Consider the following 19,900-nt stretch of genomic DNA (forward strand, 5'->3'; position numbering starts at 1 on the left):
GGACACGAGAGACCTCCGTTGGTCAGAGCCGGGTTCCTAGACAGCTCCCACTCGACACGGAGGTCTCTCTTCACGTCAACAACGATCCTGGTCAGTACAGCTAGTCCTCCCAGCCCATCCTCAGCACCTCGAACGCCGTCGCATGCTCGACGCCCATGCGAGCGCCGTCCGCCCGGGACATGGTCGCGAGGAACTCCGCCGGGTCGAAGTGCTCCCACCCGAGGCCGGCGATATAGGCGGCATGGGCTTTGAGCGAGGCCACGCCCGCGTCGAACGTCCCCGTCACGTCGACGCCGTGGGCCGCGTCCGGGGAGCCGGCGACCCAGACCTGCCGCACTCCGCCCCACGGTTCCAGGCCCGCCCCGACCTGGTCGTGGAAGACCCAGCGGTTGCCCGCGTCCCGCACGGCGTCGACGACGGCACGGCCTGTCGCGATGTGGTCGGCCTGGTTGAGCATCCCGCCCGGGAACGTCTCACGGTAGTTGCCCGTGATGACGACCTCGGGGCGGTGACGCCGGATCGCCGCCGCGACGGCCGACCGCAGCGGCAGCCCGTACTCGAGCACGCCGTCGGGCAGGCCGAGGAACTCGACCTCGTCCACGCCCACGATCGCGGCCGACGCGACCTGCTCGGCCTCGCGCACGGCGCGCGCCTCGGCGGGCGCGAGGCCGTCGATCCCCGCCTCGCCGCTCGTGACCATGGCGTAGACCACGGTCTTGCCCTGCCCGGTCCAGCGCGCGACGGCCGCGGCCGCGCCGAACTCCATGTCGTCCGGGTGGGCCACGACCGCGAGCGCCCGGGTCCAGTCCTCTGTCAGCGGGGTCAGGGGTGTCTGAGGTGGGAGGTCCATGCCTCCCACGGTATGCCCGGGCGCCCTCGCGTAGTGGGGTCAGCGGATCGCCGCGACCGCCTCGACCTCGACGAGCTGGTCGTCGTACCCGAGCGCGGCGACGCCGAGCAGCGTGCTCGGCGGGTCGTGCGGGGCGAGCGTGTCTCGCACGACCTCCCACGCGGCGACGAGGTCGTCCTGCGACGTCGAGGCGACGTACACGGTCGTCTTGACGAGGTCCGCGAAGGTCGCGCCCGCGTCCTCGAGCGAGACCCGCAGGTTGGACATGGTCTGCGCGGCCTGGGCCCGCACGTCCCCGACGCCCACGGTCGCTCCGGCGGCGTCGAGCGGGCACGCGCCTGCGGCGTACACGAGACGGGCGCCGGACGGGACGACAGTCGCGTAGGCGTACTCGGCGACGTCGGACAGGCGGGGGCTGCGCACGAGCCGTGCGACGGGGGTCGACGGCTCGGTGGTCGACGGTGCAGCGGGGGCAGAAGGCACGGGTTCTCCTCGGGGTCGATGGGGTGTTCCTCGATCCTCCGTCATCCGGGCGCGGGGATCCAGGCATTTCGGGCTCGGCGTCGGCCCGGGGGTGCGCGATGGCGTGGCTCGCACGACGTCGAACGGTTCTCCGGTCACGCACCACACCACGGCGACCCTCCACGACGGGAGCACCATCCCCGTCGAGGTCACGGGGACGGGCCCTGCCGTCGTGCTCCCGGCCAACCCGGTCCCGGCCACGGGGCCGCAGGCCGACGAGCTCCGGGCGTGGGGCCTCGACCCCGCGCTCGGCCGCACCTTGGTCGACGCCCTCTCCCCCACGTTCTGCGTGGTCGCGTCCGACGACGAGGGGCACCGCATGGCTCACCCGGCCCCGGACACGCTGACCCCGGAGAACGTCGCGGCCGACCTGCGCGCGATCGCCGACGCCGCAGGCGCCGAGACCTTCGCGTACTACGGGTACTCGTGGCTCGCGCTGAGCGGCCTGCAGCTCGCGCTGCGCACGACGCGCCTGAGCGCGCTCGTCATGGGTGGCTTCCCTCCGCGGGGCGGGCCGTACGCGGGGATGCTCGCGGTCACGCGCGCGACGCACGCCAGGACGTCCGAGGCCCCGGCCGAGCCCACGGACGGCCCGACGGCGCAGCGCGAGGCGAGCGACGTCGTCGGGCAGGAGGAGCGCGCGCAGGCGACGGGCGGCGCTGACCGCGGTGCCCTGCCCGCGCCTCGCGTCCGCGCTCGCCGAGAAAGGAGCTGTGGCCCCTGGATCGGGCGATCCAGGGGCCACAGCTCACGTCTCGAGGTCGGGCGACCGGTCAGTAGACCGTGAGGCCCTTCGCCCGGAACTGGTCGCGCACGCGCTCGACCAGCTCGACGTCGGGTGCGGGGGTGTCAGTGAGCTCGTACTCGCGCCCGAGCGTCTCCCACTTGTCCCGGCCCATCTGGTGGAAGGGCAGGACCTCGACGCGCGTGACCGTACCGGGCCGGATCTCGTTGAGCGAGGCCGCGTAGTCCGCGACGACGTCGACGTGCTCGGCCTGGTCGGTCAGGCCCGGGACCAGCACGTACCGGATCCAGACCTCGACCGGGCGCTCGGCCGTGACGCCGCCGGGCAGGCCGGACTCGGCCAGGCGCCGACCGAACGTCAGGGTCGGCTCGAGAGCGCGGCCCGTGACCTTCTCGTACGTCGCGGGGTCGCCCGACTTGACGTCGAGGAGCACCAGGTCGGTGTCCGCGAGCATCTCGTCGCTCAGGTTCGCCCCGAGGAAGCCCGAGGTGTCGAGCGTGGTGTGCACGCCCATCTCCTTGGCTCCCGCCAGGATGCGCGCGGCGAACGCGGGCTGCATGAGCACCTCGCCACCCGAGAGGGTCAGCCCGCCCTTGGTGGCACGGAAGACCGGCAGGTACCGCTTGACCCGGGCGAGGAGCTCGTCGGCCGTGACCGGCTCCCCGTCCTTCATCTGCAGGGTGTCGGGGTTGTGGCAGTACAGGCACCGCAGGGGGCACCCGTTGAGGAACACCGTCAGGCGCGTGCCCGGGCCGTCCACCGCAGTCACGAGCTCCCACGAGTGGACGGAGCCCAGCTCGCCCGAGCGCATCATCGCGAGCTTGTCGTGCCGGTCGAGGTCCTCTGCCGTCGAGAGGCCCGAGACACCGGCCCCCGTCCGGCGGCGGGGGGCCTCCGGTGCGTCCAGGTCGCTGTCGTGACCCAGGCCGTCACCGGAGGTCCGCCACGGCAGCGGAGCCGAGGCGACCCCGTCGACCCCGTAGCGGGCCGCGGCACGCGCGGGCACCTGGCCTGCTGCGGGCGTCGAGAGAGTCGTCATGATGGTTCCGCCGTTCTGCGCTCAGAGAGCGCCGTGGAAGGTCCGCGAGAGGACGTCGAGCTGCTGCTCGCGGGTGAGCCGCACGAAGTTCACGGCGTACCCGGAGACGCGGATGGTGAGCTGCGGGTAGTTCTCGGGGTGCTCCATGGCGTCCTCGAGGGTCTCCTTCACCAGCACGTTGACGTTCATGTGGTAGCCGTCGCCACCGACCGACGCGTCGAGCAGACCGGCAAGGTTCGCGACCTGCTCGTCCCGGGTGCGGCCCAGGCCGCTCGGGACGACCGTGTTGGTCAGCGAGATGCCGTCCTGCGCCTCGTTGTACGGCAGCTTCGCGACCGACAGGGCCGAGGCGAGCATGCCGTGCGTGTCGCGCCCGTTCATCGGGTTGGCACCCGGCGAGAAGGGCTCGCCCGCACGGCGGCCGTCGGGCGTGTTGCCCGTGGCCTTGCCGTAGACGACGTTCGACGTGATCGTCAGGACGGACTGCGTCGGCAGGGCGTCGCGGTACATCTTGTGCGAGCGGATCTTCGCCATGAACGACTCGACGAGCTCGACCGCGATCGAGTCGACGCGGTCGTCGTCGTTGCCGAACGCGGGGTAGTCGCCCTCGGTCTGGTAGTCGACCACGATGCCGCGCTCGTCGAACACGGGCGTGACCTTGGCGTACCTGATGGCCGACAGGGAGTCCGCCGCGACCGCGAGACCCGCGATACCGCAGGCCATGGTCCGCAGGACCTCCTTGTCGTGGAGGGCCATCTCGAGACGCTCGTACGCGTACTTGTCGTGCGACCAGTGGATGCAGTTGAGCGCCTCGACATAGGTCTCGGCGAGCCAGTCCATGGTCTTGTCGAAGCGGGCGCGGACGTCGTCGTAGTCGAGGGGCTGACCCTCGGCCACGGGGGCGACGACCGGGGAGACCTGCTTGCCCGTGACCTCGTCCTTGCCGCCGTTGATGGCGTACAGGAGGGTCTTGGCGAGGTTCACGCGGGCACCGAAGAACTGCATCTGCTTGCCGACCGCCATGGGCGAGACGCAGCACGCGATCGCGGCGTCGTCACCCCAGGCAGGACGGATCTGCTCGTCCGACTCGTACTGGACGGCCGAGGTGTCGATCGAGACCTTGGCGCAGAAGTCCTTGAACCCCTGCGGCAGGCGCGGGCTCCAGAAGACCGTCATGTTGGGCTCGGGGGCCGGGCCCAGGTTGTACAACGTCTGCAGGAAGCGGAACGAGTTCTTCGTGACGAGCGGACGACCGTCGTCGCCCATGCCACCGATCGTCTCGGTGACCCACGTCGGGTCGCCCGAGAAGAGGGAGTCGTACTCCGGGGTGCGCAGGAAGCGCACGATCCGCAGCTTGATGACGAAGTCGTCGATGATCTCCTGCGCCTGCTCCTCGGTGATCACACCGTTCGCCAGGTCGCGCTCGAGGTACACGTCGAGGAACGTCGAGGTGCGGCCCAGCGACATCGCGGCGCCGTTCTGCTCCTTGACCGCGGCGAGGTAGCCGAAGTACAGCCACTGGACGGCCTCGCGGGCGTTGGTGGCCGGGCCCGAGATGTCGTAGCCGTAGGAGGCCGCCATCGCCTTGAGCTCGCCGAGCGCACGGATCTGCTCCGCGTGCTCCTCGCGCTCGCGCACGATCTTCTCGCTGAACGGCTGGGTGTCGAGGTCGAGCTTGTCGAGCTTCTTGGCGGCGACGAGCTGGTCGACACCGTAGAGCGCGACACGGCGGTAGTCGCCGATGATGCGGCCGCGGCCGTAGGCGTCGGGCAGGCCCGTGATGATGTGCGAGCTGCGCGCGGCGCGGACGTTCGGCGGGTAGATGTCGAAGACGCCCTGGTTGTGGGTCTTGCGGTACTCGCTGAAGACCTTCTTGAGCTCCTGGTCGACCGGGTAGCCGTAGGTCTCGAGCGCGCCCTCGACCATTCGCCATCCGCCGTTCGGCATGATCGCGCGCTTGAGCGGGGCGTCGGTCTGGAGGCCGACGATGACCTCGGAGTCCTTGTCGATGTACCCGGGTGCGTGCGCCGTGATGCCGGCGGGCGTGTGCGGGTCGACGTCGTAGATGCCCTTCTCGCGCTCGGCGGGGAACATCTCGGAGAGCTTGGCCCAGATGCCGGTCGTGCGCTCCGTCGCTCCGGCGAGGAAGGAGTCGTCACCCTCGTACGGGGTGTAGTTGCGCTGGATGAAGTCGCGCACGTCGACCGTGTCCTGCCAGGGACCTGCGGTGAAGCCGGCCCATGCGGGGACGGTCGCGTCGTCCTGGCCGCCAGTGGTGCTGCGAGCCTCGGAAATGCTGGTCATATCACTCTCCTCGACGTCCACGCCGCGCTGCCTGCGCGGCGGGGGTAAAGACCTTGGTCGACGCGGGAAATCCGTGCCGTCCTGCCGTTCTCCTTCGCCCTTTCAGGCTACGACCTGCAGAGGGTGTCGGCGTGGCAAAGACGCTGTCACCTGGCTCACAGGCCGTGGCTCCAAAAGGAGGATCGACGTCGGACGAACGGCGGAATTCCAACCCTTCTACGACCTTCAACATGCATCTAAGCGACTTCATTCCACCTTGTGACGGTCTTCACATGACCTTTTCGTGGGAGTCTTTAGACCCGGCACTCGGGACCAAGGTCCCTTGCGGATCGTCGCTCGATCCGCAGTACACATCGAGATGCCGCCCGCCACCACCCGGAACTGGGTCCGGGCCGGCGACGAGCGGCATCCTCAGGCGAGCTGTCCGACACGCCTCGACGCCCCTATGCACGAGGCGGCCACGTCACCGCGCACCCCGGTCGCCCGGGCCACGCTCCGCCGTCGGGCTCCCCGCGCGCGCGGGCGCAGGCCGCACACCGGACGCCCCCCTGCGTGCGAAGCGCACCCCGGGCGTGTGAGACTGCCTCGATGCGAACCATGGGAGTCGAGGAGGAGTTCCTCCTCGTCGGGCCCGACGGCATCCCCACCGCCGTCGCGACCGAGGTCATCGAGTCGTCCGGCACCACCGAGGCCACCGAGGGAGGGCTCGGGGCGTCGGGCGGCTCACGCCCCGACCGGCCCGACGACGCACCCGGCGGCGACCTCGAGCTCGAGCTCATGGAGGAGCAGCTCGAGACCGGCACCCGTCCGTGCGCAGACCTGACCGACCTCGCCCAGGAGATCCGCGACGGGCGCACCCGGGCCGGCGCGGCCGCCGAGCAGCGCGGCGCACGCATCGTGGCGCTCGGCACCTCGCCCGTGCCCGTGTCCCCCACGACCGTGGGAAAGCTCCGCTACCTCGAGGCCCGCGCCGCGTTCGGGCTCACGGCGCGCGAACAGCTCACCGGAGGATGCCACGTGCATGTCGCGGTCTCCTCCGACGCCGAGGGCGTCGCGGTCCTCGACAGGATCGGCCCCTGGCTCGCCCCGCTCCTCGCGCTGAGCGCCAACTCGCCGTACTGGCAGGGCGAGGACAGCGGCTACGCGAGCTTCCGCTCCCAGGTGTGGTCGCGGTGGCCGACGGCGGGCCCCGCCCCGTCGTTCGGCACGCCCGAGGCGTACCGCGCCACGGTCGACGCCCTGGTCGCCACGGGCACGATCCTCGACACAGCGATGATCTACTTCGACGCCCGGCTGTCCGCGTCGTACCCGACCGTCGAGATCCGCGTCGCCGACGTGTGCCTCGACGCCGACACCGCGACCCTCCTCGCCGCCCTGGCCCGCGGGCTCGTCGAGACCGCCGCACGCGAGGCCGCGGCGGGCGCCGCCGCACCCATGCTCCACCCCGAGCTCCTGCGCACCGCGTCCTGGAGGGCCGGGCGCTCCGGGATCTCGGGCGACCTCGTCTCGCCGCTCACCTGGAAGCCCGCGACCGCGCACGACGTCGTCGGCCAGCTCGTCGCGCACGTGCGCGAGGCGCTCGTCGACGCGGGCGACCTCGACGCCGTGACCGAGCTGCTGGGCCGGCTGTGGTCGACCGGCGGCGGCGCGGGACGCCAGCGGACGTGGTTCGCAGGCTCGGGCGACCTGCGCGCCGTGATCGAGCGAGCGGCAGAGGCGACGCTGGCCTGAGGCCCGGGCGCACGGTCGTACGCCTCCCCGACCAGCGGGGATCAGAGCAGCGCGAGCGCCGTCAACGCGTCGCGAGTCACGTCCTGCGCCGTGAGGCGGTGTGTGGCCTTGATCTGATCGATCGACATGTGGTCGAGGAAGACCGTCGGCAGACCCAGGGGGACGACCGGGACCGTGACCCCGGCCTCGACCGCACGCTGCCCCAGGAGCGAGCCCACGCCGCCGTCTGCCAGGCCGTCCTCGATCGTGACCACGAGGTCGTGCTCGCCCGCGAGCTTCACGAGCGCAGACGGCATGGGCAGGACCCAGGTGGGCGAGACGACCGTGACGTCGAGCCCGTGGGACGCCAGCGCCTCACCGGCCGCCATCGCGGTGCCCGTCATGGACCCGACACCGACCAGGAGCAGCCTGCGGGTCGGCGCGGTCGAGGTCGTGGCGGTCTTCCTGGCCGGGACGGCGTCGTGACGTGCGACGACGTCGACACCGTCGAGCGTCTCGATCGCGGGGATCGGCTCGACGACCGCCCCCTTGGGGTAACGCACCACCGACGGCGCGTCGTCGATGTCGACCGCGTGGCGCAGGGCGTCGCGCAGCGTCGGCTCGTCGCGCGGCGCGGCCAGGTGCAGGCCCGGCACGATGCGCAGCATGGCCATGTCCCACATGCCGTTGTGGCTCGCTCCGTCCTCACCCGTGATGCCCGCACGGTCGAGCACGAACGTGACGCCCGCCCTGTGCAGCGCGACGTCCATGAGGACCTGGTCGAACGCGCGGTTGAGGAAGGTCGCGTAGACCGCGACGACCGGGTGCAGGCCCGCGAAGGCCATGCCCGCGGCCGAGGTCGCGGCGTGCTGCTCGGCGATGCCGACGTCGAACGTGCGCTCGGGGAACGCCTCGGCGAACGGCGCGAGCCCCACGGGGTGCAGCATGGCCGCGGTGATCGCGACGACGTCGGGGCGGCGTCGGCCGATCCTGACGATCTCGTCGGCGAAGACCGAGGTCCAGCCGAAGCGCGAGGGCGCGACGGGCAGGCCCGTCTCGGGGTGGATCTGGCCCACCGCGTGGAAGCGGTCGGCGACGTCCTGCTCGGCCGGGGTGTACCCGCGGCCCTTCTCGGTGATGACGTGCACGATCACGGGCGCACCGTAGGCGCGGGCCCGCACGAACGCGTGCTCGAGGGCCTCGATGTCGTGGCCGTCGACCGGGCCGATGTACTTGATGCCCAGGTCCTCGAACATGCCCTGGGGCGCGACGACGTCCTTGAGGCCTTTCTTGAGACCGTGCAGCCACTCGTACGCGAAGCGTCCCGGGGCGCCCGAGCGCGAGAGCGTGCGCTTGCCCCAGTCGAGGAAGTTCTCGTAACCACGCGTGGTGCGCAGGGTCGACAGGTGGTGCGCCATGCCGCCGACTGTCGGCGAGTAGGAGCGGCCGTTGTCGTTGACGACGATGACCAGGCGGCGGTCCTGGCTCTCGGCGATGTTGTTCAGCGCCTCCCAGGCCATGCCGCCCGTGAGCGCGCCGTCGCCGATGACCGAGACGACGTGCCGGTCCCGCAGGCCGCGCACCACGTTGGCCTTGGCGATCCCGTCGCCCCAGCTCAGCGCGGTCGACGCGTGCGAGTTCTCGACGATGTCGTGGGGCGACTCGGCGCGGCTCGGGTACCCGGACATGCCGTCGCGCTTGCGCAGCGCGGAGAAGTCCTGGCGGCCCGTGAGCAGCTTGTGCACGTACGACTGGTGACCCGTGTCGAACACGAACGAGTCCTTGGGCGAGTCGAAGACGCGGTGCATCGCGAGGGTCAGCTCGACGACGCCGAGGTTCGGCCCGAGGTGCCCGCCCGTGCGGGAGACGGCGGAGACGAGGAACTCGCGGATCTCCGCGGCGAGGGTCTCCACCTGCTGGGGGGTCAGCCGCCGGAGGTCCTCCGGGGACATGATGCTGCTCAACAGGGTCATCACCGCTCCGTTCCGCCTGCCATTCGACTAGCCCGACAACTCTAGGCCGTCAGGGAGGGTGCTCGCGCCCTCAAAGGACTGGTCACGACGTCTGCACGTGCTGGTCACCCCATCCCCCCTCCCCCTCTGGCATCCCTCCGTAGACTGCTGTGGTGCGCTTCCTGCCGGGCCAGCGGCCCACCACAGACCTGACCTACGGCGACGTGTTCCTCGTCCCGTCCCGTTCCGAGATCACGTCGCGCTTCGACGTGGACCTGTCGTCCGACGACGGCACGGGCACGACGATCCCGCTGGTCGTGGCGAACATGACGGCGGTCGCGGGCCGGCGCATGGCCGAGACCGTCGCACGGCGCGGCGGGATCGTCGTCATCCCGCAGGACGTTCCGACCGACGTCGTCGCGGACGTGATCGCGGACGTCAAGAGCAAGGACCCCGTCATCGAGACCCCGGTCGTGGTCTCCCCCACCGACACCGTGCACACCGCCCTGACGCTCATCGGCAAGCGGTCGCACGGTGCGGCCGTGGTGATCGAGGGAGACCGCCCCGTGGGCGTGGTCACCGAGGCCGACTGCCTGGGCGTGGACCGTTTCACGCAGGTCCGCCAGGTCATGTCCGCCCAGCCGCAGGTCGTCGAGGCCGCCATGGTCGGCGGCCCCGGCGGTCTGGAGGCCGCGTTCGACGAGCTGCACCGTTCGCGCCGCAAGGTCGCACCGGTCGTGCGCGACGGCCGGCTCGTGGGCGTCCTGACGCGTCGCGGCGCGCTGCGCTCGAGCGTCTACTCCCCCGCTCTGGACGGCGTGGGCCGGCTGCGCGTCGCCGCGGCCGTCGGCATCAACGGTGACGTCAAGGCCAAGGCTGCCGAGCTCCTGGCGGCGGGCGCCGACGTGCTCGTGGTCGACACGGCCCACGGCCATCAGGTCAAGATGCTCCAGGCCCTGGAGGCCGTGCGCTCGCTCGACCCGCAGGTGCCGATCGTCGCGGGCAACGTCGTCACGGCCGACGGCGTGCGCGACCTCGTCGCCGCGGGCGCGGACATCGTCAAGGTCGGCGTCGGACCGGGCGCCATGTGCACCACGCGCATGATGACGGCCGTGGGCCGCCCGCAGTTCTCCGCGGTCCTCGAGTGCGCCGAGGCGGCACGCGAGCTGGGCAAGCACGTGTGGGCCGACGGCGGTGTGCGCCACCCGCGCGACGTCGCCCTGGCCCTCGCGGCGGGCGCGTCCCAGGTCATGATCGGGTCCTGGTTCGCCGGGACGCACGAGTCCCCGGGCGACCTGCACGACGACGGCACGGGCCGCCTCTACAAGGAGTCGTTCGGCATGGCCTCGGCCCGCGCGGTCGCGGCCCGCACCGCAGGCGGCTCGCCGTTCGAGCAGGCCCGCAAGGGGCTGTACGAGGAGGGCATCTCCTCGTCGCGCATGTACCTCGACCCGGCCCGTCCGGGCGTCGAGGACCTGATCGACGAGATCACCGCGGGACTGCGCAGCTCGTGCACGTACGCGGGCGCGGACTCGCTCGAAGCGTTCGCCGAGCGCGCCGTGGTCGGCATCCAGTCGGCCGCCGGGTACGAGGAGGGGCGCCCGCTGCCCGCGGGCTGGTGACGGTCTCCCCGTCCGCGAGGTCGGCCCGCGCCGACCTCGCGGCCCTCGCCCAGGACGGTGCACCGTGGCCGCGCCCGTGGCGGTACGCGATCGGCACGCTCGACGAGTCGCGCGTGCGTCAGGCCGCGGTCCTGGTCCTGTTCGGCGTGCTCGACGACGTCGCGGCGGCCCGTGACGCTTCCAGGACCGGCGCGGCGCCTCTCCCGGTCGCGGCCGACCTCGACGTGCTGCTGCTCGCCCGGGCCTCGACGCTGAGCCATCACCCGGGGCAGGTCTCGTTCCCCGGTGGCCGCCTCGACGACACGGACGCGGACCTGGTCGACGCGGCCCTGCGCGAGGCCGTCGAGGAGACCGGTCTGGACCGCGACGGGGTCGAGGTCCTGGGGACGCTGTCCCCGCTCCCCCTGCCCGTGAGCAACCATCTCGTGACACCCGTCCTGGGGTGGTGGGCGCGGCCCACCCCCGTCGCGGTGGTCGACTCGGCCGAGTCGGCGCACGTCTTCCGGGTACCCGTCGCGGACCTGACGGACCCCGCGAACCGGCGCACCGCCGTCGTGCACCGTGGGCGGGACACGCACAAGAGCCCCGCGTTCCTGGTGTCCGCCGAGGGGCGCGAGCACCTCGTGTGGGGGTTCACGGGCGCGATCCTCGACGCGCTCCTGGACCGGCTGGGCTGGGCCGAGCCGTGGGACGCGGCGCGCACGGTCGAGGTGCCGATCTGACGATCGGCCGAGCAGGGGTGACCGGTCGCCACCTGCCCGCTAGGGTTCCTCCGTGCCCGACATGCCCTCCGCCGACGTCGACGTGACGGTCGAGCTCGTCCACGCCCTGCTCGCCGCCCAGCATCCCGACCTGGCCGACCGCCCCCTGGTCGTCGTCGCGAACGGCTGGGACAACGTCGTGCTGCGCCTGGGCGACGACCTGGCGGTCCGGGTCCCTCGGCGCGAGGCCGCGTCCGGCCTCGTGCGCCACGAGCAGGAGTGGCTGCCGGGCCTGGCAGCGCGCCTTCCCGTGCCGGTCCCCGCTCCCGTGCGGGTCGGGCTCCCCTCGGACGGGACGGCCGGCCCGTCCTACCCCTGGTCGTGGAGCGTCGTCCCGTGGTTCGACGGCCTGAGCGCCCTCGCGGTCGACCGTGCGCTGCGCCGCGCGTTCGCGCCCGACCTCGCCGCCTTCCTCGCCGCCCTGCACGTCCCGGCCCCGCCCGAGGCGCCCGTCAACCCGTTCCGCGGCGTCCCTCTGGCCGCACGCGACGAGTCGGTCCGGGAGCGCCTCCAGCTGGGCCACGTGCCCGACGACGGCGCTCTCCTCGACCTGTGGTCCCGCCTCGTGGAGGTCCCCGCGTGGGACGGGCCGGCGCTGTGGCTGCACGGCGACCTGCACCCGGCGAACCTCGTGCTCGCGCCCGGCGACCGCCGGTTGGGGGCCGTGGTCGACTTCGGGGACATGACGAGCGGGGACCCGGCCACCGACCTCGCGACCGCCTGGATCACGTTCGACGCAGCGGGACGCCGGATCTTCCGTGAGACCGTGACGGCCCGCTGCGGGACCGACGACGCGACCTGGGAGCGGGCCCGCGCCTGGGCCCTGGTCCTCGGCACGGCGTTCGCGGCCCACTCGGACGACAACCCGGCGTTCGCCCGACTGGGCGCCGAGACGCTCGCGCAGGTGCTGGGCGACGACTGAGCCGCCCGACCTGGGCACATGGCCACTCACTTCGAGATACTGGCACATGGCCTCGGACAACAAGACCCGCCCGCACGACGGTGACGTGGACGCTTTCCTCGCGACCGTGACCCACACGGTCCGCCGTCGCGACGCGGACACGCTCCTCGCCCTCATGCAGCGAGTCACGGGGGAACCGCCCGTGATGTGGGGGCCGTCGATCATCGGGTTCGGCCAGTACCACTACGAGTACGCGAGCGGGCGCCAGGGCGACGCGGGAGCGGCGGGGTTCTCGCCGCGCAAGGCCGCGTCCACGGTGTACCTGCCGGACGGCACGCGAGCCCACGAGGACCTGCTCGCGCGCCTCGGCCCGCACACCACCGGTCTCGTGTGCGTGTACCTCAAGGACCTGTCGACGAACGACCTCGACGTCCTGGAGGAGATCGTGCGGCGCTCGTACACAGCCGTGACCGCAGGCACTTTCACGCAACGGGCGCGCGACTCCTCGTCCTGACCCGGAACGACGACGGGGCGCCCCACCCGAAGGTGGGACGCCCCGTCGTCGTACGTCCTGGGCGGGGTGCGCGGCGCCGTCGGGCAGCTGGGAGATCCCGGCCCGACGACGCCGCTCACCCCACGCGGTGAGCGCGTCTCAGTCGTTGACGAGCGAGCGCAGCACGTACTGCAGGATGCCGCCGTTGCGGTAGTAGTCGGCCTCTCCGGGGGTGTCGATGCGCACGACGGCGTCGAACTCGACGGAGGTGCCGTCGGTCTTGGTCGCGGTGACCTTGACCGCCCGGGGCGTCGTGCCCTCGTTGAGCGCCGTGACGCCCGAGATGTCGAACGTCTCGGTGCCGTCCAGGCCCAGCGACCCCGCCGACTCGCCGGCCGGGAACTGCAGCGGCAGGACGCCCATGCCGATCAGGTTCGAGCGGTGGATGCGCTCGAAGCTCTCGGTGATGACGGCCTTGACGCCCAGGAGCGCGGTGCCCTTGGCGGCCCAGTCACGCGACGAGCCGGAGCCGTACTCCTTGCCACCCAGGATGACGAGGGGCGTGCCGGCCGCGGCGTAGTCCTGCGCGGCGTCGTAGATGGTGTCCTGAGCGTTCTTCACGAAGTTGAACGTGAAGCCGCCCTCGACGTTGTCGAGGAGCTGGTTGCGCAGGCGGATGTTCGCGAACGTGCCGCGGATCATGACCTCGTGGTTCCCGCGGCGCGAGCCGTAGGAGTTGAAGTCGCGACGCTCGACACCGTGCTCGGCGAGGTACACACCGGCCGGCGAGTCCGCCTTGATGGACCCGGCAGGGCTGATGTGGTCGGTCGTGACCGAGTCGCCCAGCTTGGCCAGCACGCGGGCGCCCGAGATGTCGGTGACCGGCGACGGCTGCGCCGACATGCCCTCGAAGTACGGGGGCTTGCGGACGTAGGTGGACTGCTGGTCCCACTCGAACGTGTTGCCCTCGGGGGTGGACAGGGCGCGCCAGCGCTCGTCACCCGTGAAGACGTCCGCGTAGTCCTTGGTGAACATCGCGCGGTCGATCGAGGAGTCGATCGTCGCCTGGACCTCTTCGGGCGTGGGCCAGATGTCGCGCAGGAAGATCGGCGAGCCGTCCTCGTTGCGCCCCAGCGGGTCGTGCTCGAAGTCGAACTCCATGGTGCCCGCGAGGGCGTACGCGATGACCAGCGGCGGGGAGGCCAGGTAGTTCATCTTGACGTCGGGGTTGATGCGCCCCTCGAAGTTGCGGTTGCCCGAGAGCACCGAGACGACCGACAGGTCGTGCTCGTTGACGGCCTCGGAGACCTTCTCGTCGAGCGGGCCCGAGTTACCGATGCACGTGGCGCAGCCGTAGCCCACGAGGTGGAAGCCGAGCTTCTCGAGGTAGGGCCACAGGCCCGCCTTCTCGTAGTAGTTCGTGACGACCTGCGAGCCCGGGGCCATAGAGGTCTTGACCCACGGCTTGGCCTCCAGGCCCTTCTCGACGGCCTTCTTCGCGAGCAGCGCCGCGGCGAGCATCACGGACGGGTTCGACGTGTTGGTGCACGACGTGATCGACGCGATCGCGACCGCACCGTGGAACAGGTCGAACTGCTTGCCGTTGGTGTCCGTGACCGGGACGGTCCGGCGCCCGTTGGCGTGGATCGCGGGCGAGTCGGAGGCGGGGAAGGACTCCTTCTCGGCCTCGTCGACCATGTCGACGACCTCGGGGGCGTAGGTCGGCAGGTCGCGGGCGAACGCCGACTTGGCGTTCGACAGCTCGATGCGGTCCTGGGGACGCTTGGGGCCGGCGATCGAGGGGACGACCGTCGAGAGGTCGAGCTCGAGGTACTCGGAGAAGACCGGCTCGACGTAGCTCGGGTCGGTCGGGTCGAGCCAGAGGCCCTGCTCCTTGGCGTAGGCCTCGACGAGCGCGAGCTGCTCCTCGGAGCGGCCCGTCAGGCGCAGGTAGTCGACCGTGACCGAGTCGATCGGGAAGATGGCGGCGGTCGAGCCGAACTCGGGGCTCATGTTGCCGATCGTGGCGCGGTTGGCCAGCGGCACGGCCGCGACACCCGCGCCGTAGAACTCGACGAACTTGCCGACGACGCCGTGCTGGCGAAGCATCTGCGTGATCGTGAGGACGACGTCGGTCGCGGTCACGCCCGAGGGGATCTGGCCGCTCAGCTTGAAGCCGACGACGCGCGGGATGAGCATCGAGACGGGCTGGCCCAGCATCGCGGCCTCGGCCTCGATGCCGCCCACGCCCCAGCCGAGCACGCCCAGGCCGTTGACCATGGTCGTGTGCGAGTCGGTGCCGACGCAGGTGTCGGGGTAGGCCCTCAAGACGTCGCCGTCCGCAGTGCTCACGGTACGCGTCATGACCGTGCGCGCCAGGTACTCGATGTTGACCTGGTGGACGATGCCCGTGCCCGGGGGGACGACCTTGAAGTCGTCGAACGCCGTCTGGCCCCAGCGCAGGAACTGGTAGCGCTCGTGGTTGCGCTGGTACTCGAACTCGACGTTGCGCTCGAACGCGTCGCGGCGGCCCGCGACGTCGATCTGCACCGAGTGGTCGATGACCATCTCGGCGGGCGCGAGCGGGTTGATGCGCGACGGGTCGCCGCCGAGGTCCGCGACGGCCTCGCGCATGGTCGCGAGGTCGACGACGCAGGGCACGCCCGTGAAGTCCTGCATGATGACGCGACCCGGCGTGAACTGGATCTCGGTGTCGGGCTGCGCGTCCGGGTCCCAGGCGGCGATGGCGCGCACGTGGTCGGCGGTGATGTTGGCGCCGTCCTCGGTGCGCAGGAGGTTCTCCGCGAGGATCTTCAAGCTGTACGGGAGGCGCTGCGCGCCTTCGACCGCGGAGAGACGGAAGATCTCGTACGAGTTCTCACCGACCTCCAGTGTTCCCTTCGACCCGAACGTGTCGACGCTGCTCACGGTTGCTCCTTCTACCTGGCGAGGGTGATGACGACCACCGCGGGCGGGGCACCGCGCGGGCTCTACGGCCCGCGCCGTGCGCCCGGCACGGCAGGTCGTCGAATGACGATCAAGATGGTTCTGGGGGCTTTGCCCAGCCTACGCCGGGCCCGGCGACGCTCCGAAATGTCACCGACGCACAGCATAGCGCATTTATCTTGACGTCAAGATATCGGCCGCGGAGCGAACCGGCCCGGGCCCCCCGCGAGCCTCGGCGTGAGCACGCGGTACACGGCCTCGATCGCGGCCCAGCCCACGAGCACCGCGACGGCGATGACCAGCGCCTCGGACGCCGTCGGGACCTGGAGCGCGAAGAAGTCACGCACCCACGGGATCGCGACCGCCAGCCCCGCGCAAGCCGCGAGCGCCACGATCAGCGCGACCTTCCACCCGTTGAGCGGGCGCGCCTGGACGCCCACGATCCACAACGACACCCCGACGAGCACGAGCGTCGCGGCCGAGCGGGCGTCGTCGGTGCCCACGAGCGGGCGCAGGTACCCGTACACGGTCAGGATCACGGCCCCGACGACCACGCCGGCCGGGACGGCGAAGCCCAGCACGCGCCGCAGGAAGCCCGCGAGGTAGCGGCGGTCGTTGGGCGGCAGCGCGAGGAAGAACGCCGGGATGCCGATCGTGAGCGAACCCGCGAGCGTCATGTGCCGGGGCAGGAACGGGTACGGCCACACGAGCAGCACGACGGACACGGCGAGGATCGCGGCGTACGTCGTCTTGGCGAGGAACAGGCTCGCGACGCGCTCCATGTTCGCCATGACCCGCCGCCCATGCGCCAGGACCCCGGGCAGCGTCGCGAACCGGCCGTCGACGAGCACGACGCGTGCCACGGCCTTGGTCGCGGGCGCGCCGTTGCCCATCGCGATCCCGAGGTCAGCGTCCTTGAGCGCCAGGGCGTCGTTGACGCCGTCGCCCGTCATGCCGACCACGTGGCCGCGGGACTGGAGGGCATGCACGATCGCGCGCTTCTGCTCGGGCGTCACGCGGCCGTACACGTCGTGCGCGTCGACGACCTCGGCGAGGCGCTCCGGGTCGGCGGGCAGGGAGCGTGCGTCGAAACCCTCGACCCGGACCCCCTCGCCGTGCAGGGCGACCGAGGTCGCGATCGCCGCGACGGTGGCGGGGTTGTCGCCCGAGATGACCTTGGCCCGGGTTCCCTGCCGCCGGAAGTACTCGAGCGTCTGCGCGGCGTCCGGGCGGATGCGCTCCCCCAGGACGGCGAGCAGTGCGGGGGCGAGGTCGGTCGGGAGGGGCGCCTCCGCCGTCGGGAGGCCGCTCGGGGCGTGCGCGAGCAGCACCACGCGCGCGCCCGTGCCCGCGGCCTCGCCGACCTCGGCGAGCGCGGCCGTCGCCGGGCCGTCGGTGCGCCCGGCGAGCAGGATCTCGGGTGCCCCCAGCACGAACGCCCCCGCCTCCGTCAGCACCGCGCTCCACTTGCGTGCCGAGGAGAACGGGACGGACCCCGTCACCGCTGCGGGCGATGTGTCCGCGAGCCCGTCGGCGAGCGCCCTGGACGTCGCGTTGCCGTCCGGGTCGGCCGCGAGCGCCGCGAGCGCCTCGCGCGCGCCCCGGGCCGGGGCGAGGGGTTTCAGCGCGGTCAGGGCGACGTGCCCGTCGGTGAGCGTCCCGGTCTTGTCGAGGCACAGGACGTCGACGCGCGCGAGGATCTCGACCGCGGGCAGCTCCTGCACGAGGACCTTCTGGCGCGCGAGCAGCGTGGCCGCGATCGCGAAGTTGAGCGAGGTCAGCAGGACCAGACCTTCGGGGATCATCCCGACGACGCCCGCGACCGCGGCGACCACACCGTCGCGCCAGGTCCCGTCCGCGATCGACGCGCGCACGCCGCCCGTGTAGTTGAGCTGGCTCCAGAACAGCAGCAACGAGATGGGCACGATCCCGAACGAGACGACCTTGAGGATCTTGTTCACGCCCTCGCGCAGCTCGGAGCGCACGACCGAGAACTTCTTGGCCTCGGACGTGATGCGCTGGGCGTACCCCTCCTCGCCCACGCGCACCACGCGGCACACGGCGGTTCCCGCGACGACCGTCGAGCCCGACAGCACCTCGTCGCCCACGATCTTGTGCACGGGACGCGACTCCCCGGTGAGCATCGACTCGTCGACCTCGAGCCCCGTGACCTCGAGCACGCGTGCGTCGGCCGGGACCTGGTCGCCCGTCCCGACGAGCAGCACGTCGCCCTGCACCACGTCGTCCAGCGCGACCTGCTGCTCGGCCCCGTCCCTCACGACCCGGGCGGAGGGCGCGGTGAGGATCGAGAGCCGGTCGAGCGTCCGCTTGGCCCGGTACTCGGTGACGATGCCGATCGCCGCGTTGATCACCACCACGAACCCGAAGACCGCGTCGGGCCACCGGCCCGTGAGGAGCACGAGCGTCACGGCGACCGCGAGGATCAGGTTGAAGAGCGTGAAGACGTTGGAGCGCAGGATCGCGGTGAGCGAGCGCGACGTCGAGCGGGTCGTCCGGTTGGTCTGCCCGGCCCGGACGCGCTCGGCGACCTCCCGGGCGCTCAGCCCGGTGCCCACGTCGTGAGGTGCCGTCCCGTTCCCGGGTTCGGCCCCCCGGCCCGACGGCGGAGCGTCCGCCGGGCCCACCGGCCCGGTCGCGGACGTCTCGTCGTCGGCGAGGCTGCTCACCCCTCGATTGTGCCCGCTGGCGGGCGCGCCGCCCTGTCGAGGCCCGATCGCGCGCCGCTCCCCTCGACCCGGCCCCCCGACATGCGCGCGACGCACGTGCCGTTGTACGCACGTGCCGTGGCGCGCGTGCCTACTCCTCGTCGCGCGTCGTGATCGACGGTTCTCCGGTCCACGGCACGACGCGTTCCGGCGCGTCCTTGCGCGGTCGGTAGACGACCTGGGCGTGGAAGACGAAGCGCAGCAGGAACGCGACGACCAGGGTCAGGGCCTGCGCCAGGACGGGGGGCATTCCCGTCAGGACCACGAGCCAGTGCAGGAACGGCAGCCGGACCGCGGCCTCGATGCCGTTGAACGTGAAGGACTGCGCCGCGCGCTTCCACACGCTGCGCCCTTCCGCACGCAGGTCGTGGAACACGAAGTGCTCGAGGAGCAGGAAGTTCGTGACGATCGTGACCGCGGCCGAGACCACCGCGGCAGGCATGTAGTGCACCCCGACCTGCTCGAGCCCCCACATGATCGCCAGGTTCAGCACCGCACCGAACGCCCCGACGAGCGCGAACGTCGACATCCGACCGAACCGCAGCGCCGTGAGCTGCTGCAGGTACCGCAGACCGTTCGCGAACGTCGCCTTGGACTGCCCCGCGAACCGCTCCCCGAACACGAAGGGCTCCTCGACGACCGCGACCTTGTTGCGCGCCAGGATCTCCAGCAGGATCTTGAACCCCCTGGGGCGCAGGGCGACGAGGTCGATCGAGCCGGTCCGGACCGCGAAGAACCCCGTCATGGGGTCGGTCACGTTGCGCAGCCGCACCGGGAACATCGAGCGTGCGAGCAGCGAGGACGCCGTCGAGACCAGCCGGCGCCACCGCCCGTCGAGCCCGCCCGGGTCGCCGCCGCCCACGTACCGCGAGGCGACCACCACGTCCGCCCCGGTCGCCGCGGCGGTCTCCAGCAGGACGGGGACCATCTCGGGCGGGTGCTGCAGGTCGCCGTCCATCACGACGACCCACTCGCCCCGCGCAGCCCGAAGGCCTTCGACCACCGCCCCGCTCAGACCGCCGACGGGCTGGTCCCGGTGGAGCAACCGGACCGGCACCACCGAGGACGCCGCGACCCGACGGATCACGTCCGGCGTGTCGTCCCGCGAGTCGTCGACGAACAGCACCTCCGCGTCGAGCCCCCGCGTCGCGTCACCGATGCGGCGCACGAGCTCGCGGACGTTCGGCCCCTCGTTGAACGTCGGGACCACCACGGTGACCTGCATGTGCCCTCTTCTGCTCGTCGGACCGGCGGCTACCGGCACGTCCACCCATCGTCCCCCGGGACCGGTGCGGACGACAGGCGAACGCGTCCGCACGGTGGCCGGGT

The 19,900-nt window shown here is 71.8% G+C and carries 14 protein-coding genes; 6 read left to right on the forward strand and 8 right to left on the reverse strand.

The genetic code is table 11. The features are described from left to right. Positions 1-100 precede the first annotated feature (100 nt). Positions 101-850, reverse strand: coding sequence for a PIG-L deacetylase family protein (locus IE95_RS0115335; protein WP_030152493.1), 750 nt, complete (start codon positions 848-850; stop codon positions 101-103). A 39-nt stretch (positions 851-889) separates the two neighbouring features. Further along, complete coding sequence (locus tag IE95_RS0115340) at positions 890-1,333, reverse strand: RidA family protein (protein WP_051703184.1); 444 nt, start codon at positions 1,331-1,333, stop codon at positions 890-892. 103 nt (positions 1,334-1,436) lie between these two features. Here IE95_RS0115340 and IE95_RS19130 point away from each other — a divergent pair, with 103 nt between their 5' ends. Continuing rightward, positions 1,437-2,159, forward strand: a complete 723-nt coding sequence (locus tag IE95_RS19130) for an alpha/beta fold hydrolase (RefSeq protein WP_206053354.1) — start codon at positions 1,437-1,439, stop codon at positions 2,157-2,159. On the opposite strand, the gene pflA is transcribed toward IE95_RS19130, so the two are convergent. Together pflA and pflB are read right to left on the reverse strand one after the other, a co-directional pair. Then, on the reverse strand, positions 2,146-3,156 hold the full coding sequence (pflA, locus tag IE95_RS0115350; RefSeq protein WP_084690336.1) for a pyruvate formate-lyase-activating protein: 1,011 nt from the start codon (positions 3,154-3,156) through the stop codon (positions 2,146-2,148). The genes IE95_RS19130 and pflA overlap by 14 nt on opposite strands. A gap of 21 nt (positions 3,157-3,177) precedes the next feature. Then, positions 3,178-5,460 (reverse strand): formate C-acetyltransferase, encoded by a 2,283-nt coding sequence (gene pflB / locus IE95_RS0115355; protein ID WP_030152497.1) that lies wholly within the window; start codon positions 5,458-5,460, stop codon positions 3,178-3,180. A 588-nt stretch (positions 5,461-6,048) separates the two neighbouring features. Between pflB and IE95_RS0115360 the strand changes: the two genes are divergently transcribed. Beyond that, on the forward strand, positions 6,049-7,191 hold the full coding sequence (locus IE95_RS0115360; protein WP_276319056.1) for a carboxylate-amine ligase: 1,143 nt from the start codon (positions 6,049-6,051) through the stop codon (positions 7,189-7,191). Between the two features lie 41 nt (positions 7,192-7,232). Here IE95_RS0115360 and dxs read toward each other — a convergent pair whose 3' ends face one another. After that, positions 7,233-9,143, reverse strand: coding sequence for a 1-deoxy-D-xylulose-5-phosphate synthase (gene dxs, locus IE95_RS0115365; protein ID WP_030152499.1), 1,911 nt, complete (start codon positions 9,141-9,143; stop codon positions 7,233-7,235). A gap of 152 nt (positions 9,144-9,295) precedes the next feature. Here dxs and guaB1 point away from each other — a divergent pair, with 152 nt between their 5' ends. From guaB1 to IE95_RS0115385, 4 genes are all read left to right on the forward strand, one after another. Further along, positions 9,296-10,744 (forward strand): GMP reductase, encoded by a 1,449-nt coding sequence (gene guaB1, locus IE95_RS0115370; protein WP_030152500.1) that lies wholly within the window; start codon positions 9,296-9,298, stop codon positions 10,742-10,744. Further along, positions 10,741-11,466, forward strand: a complete 726-nt coding sequence (locus IE95_RS0115375; protein WP_030152501.1) for an NUDIX hydrolase — start codon at positions 10,741-10,743, stop codon at positions 11,464-11,466. Before guaB1 ends, IE95_RS0115375 begins: the two co-directional genes overlap by 4 nt. Before the next feature lie 61 nt (positions 11,467-11,527). Next, positions 11,528-12,427, forward strand: a complete 900-nt coding sequence (locus tag IE95_RS0115380; protein WP_030152502.1) for an aminoglycoside phosphotransferase family protein — start codon at positions 11,528-11,530, stop codon at positions 12,425-12,427. Between the two features lie 46 nt (positions 12,428-12,473). After that, positions 12,474-12,920 (forward strand): DUF1801 domain-containing protein, encoded by a 447-nt coding sequence (locus tag IE95_RS0115385; RefSeq protein WP_030152503.1) that lies wholly within the window; start codon positions 12,474-12,476, stop codon positions 12,918-12,920. Positions 12,921-13,058: 138 nt separating this feature from the next. Here IE95_RS0115385 and acnA read toward each other — a convergent pair whose 3' ends face one another. The 3 genes from acnA to IE95_RS0115400 form a co-directional block, all read right to left on the reverse strand. Beyond that, the gene (gene acnA / locus IE95_RS0115390) at positions 13,059-15,827 is read right to left on the reverse strand and encodes an aconitate hydratase AcnA (RefSeq protein WP_030152504.1); all 2,769 of its coding nucleotides are present in this window, start codon (positions 15,825-15,827) and stop codon (positions 13,059-13,061) included. A gap of 203 nt (positions 15,828-16,030) precedes the next feature. Then, complete coding sequence (locus IE95_RS0115395) at positions 16,031-18,532, reverse strand: HAD-IC family P-type ATPase (RefSeq protein ID WP_240666412.1); 2,502 nt, start codon at positions 18,530-18,532, stop codon at positions 16,031-16,033. A gap of 130 nt (positions 18,533-18,662) precedes the next feature. Then, complete coding sequence (locus tag IE95_RS0115400; protein ID WP_051703185.1) at positions 18,663-19,796, reverse strand: glycosyltransferase; 1,134 nt, start codon at positions 19,794-19,796, stop codon at positions 18,663-18,665. Between the last annotated feature and the right edge of the window lie 104 nt (positions 19,797-19,900).

The organism is Oerskovia turbata (assembly GCF_000718325.1).
GTDB lineage: Bacteria > Actinomycetota > Actinomycetes > Actinomycetales > Cellulomonadaceae > Oerskovia > Oerskovia turbata.

Coding starts and splice junctions, on each gene's coding strand:
- IE95_RS0115400 (WP_051703185.1), bottom strand. CDS start 19,796: ATGCAGGTCACCGTGGTGGTCCCGACGTTCAACGAGGGGCCGAACGTC.
- IE95_RS0115360 (WP_276319056.1), top strand. CDS start 6,049: ATGCGAACCATGGGAGTCGAGGAGGAGTTCCTCCTCGTCGGGCCCGAC.
- IE95_RS0115335 (WP_030152493.1), bottom strand. CDS start 850: ATGGACCTCCCACCTCAGACACCCCTGACCCCGCTGACAGAGGACTGG.
- dxs (WP_030152499.1), bottom strand. CDS start 9,143: ATGACCCTGTTGAGCAGCATCATGTCCCCGGAGGACCTCCGGCGGCTG.
- IE95_RS0115380 (WP_030152502.1), top strand. CDS start 11,528: ATGCCCTCCGCCGACGTCGACGTGACGGTCGAGCTCGTCCACGCCCTG.
- IE95_RS0115385 (WP_030152503.1), top strand. CDS start 12,474: ATGGCCTCGGACAACAAGACCCGCCCGCACGACGGTGACGTGGACGCT.
- pflA (WP_084690336.1), bottom strand. CDS start 3,156: ATGACGACTCTCTCGACGCCCGCAGCAGGCCAGGTGCCCGCGCGTGCC.
- pflB (WP_030152497.1), bottom strand. CDS start 5,460: ATGACCAGCATTTCCGAGGCTCGCAGCACCACTGGCGGCCAGGACGAC.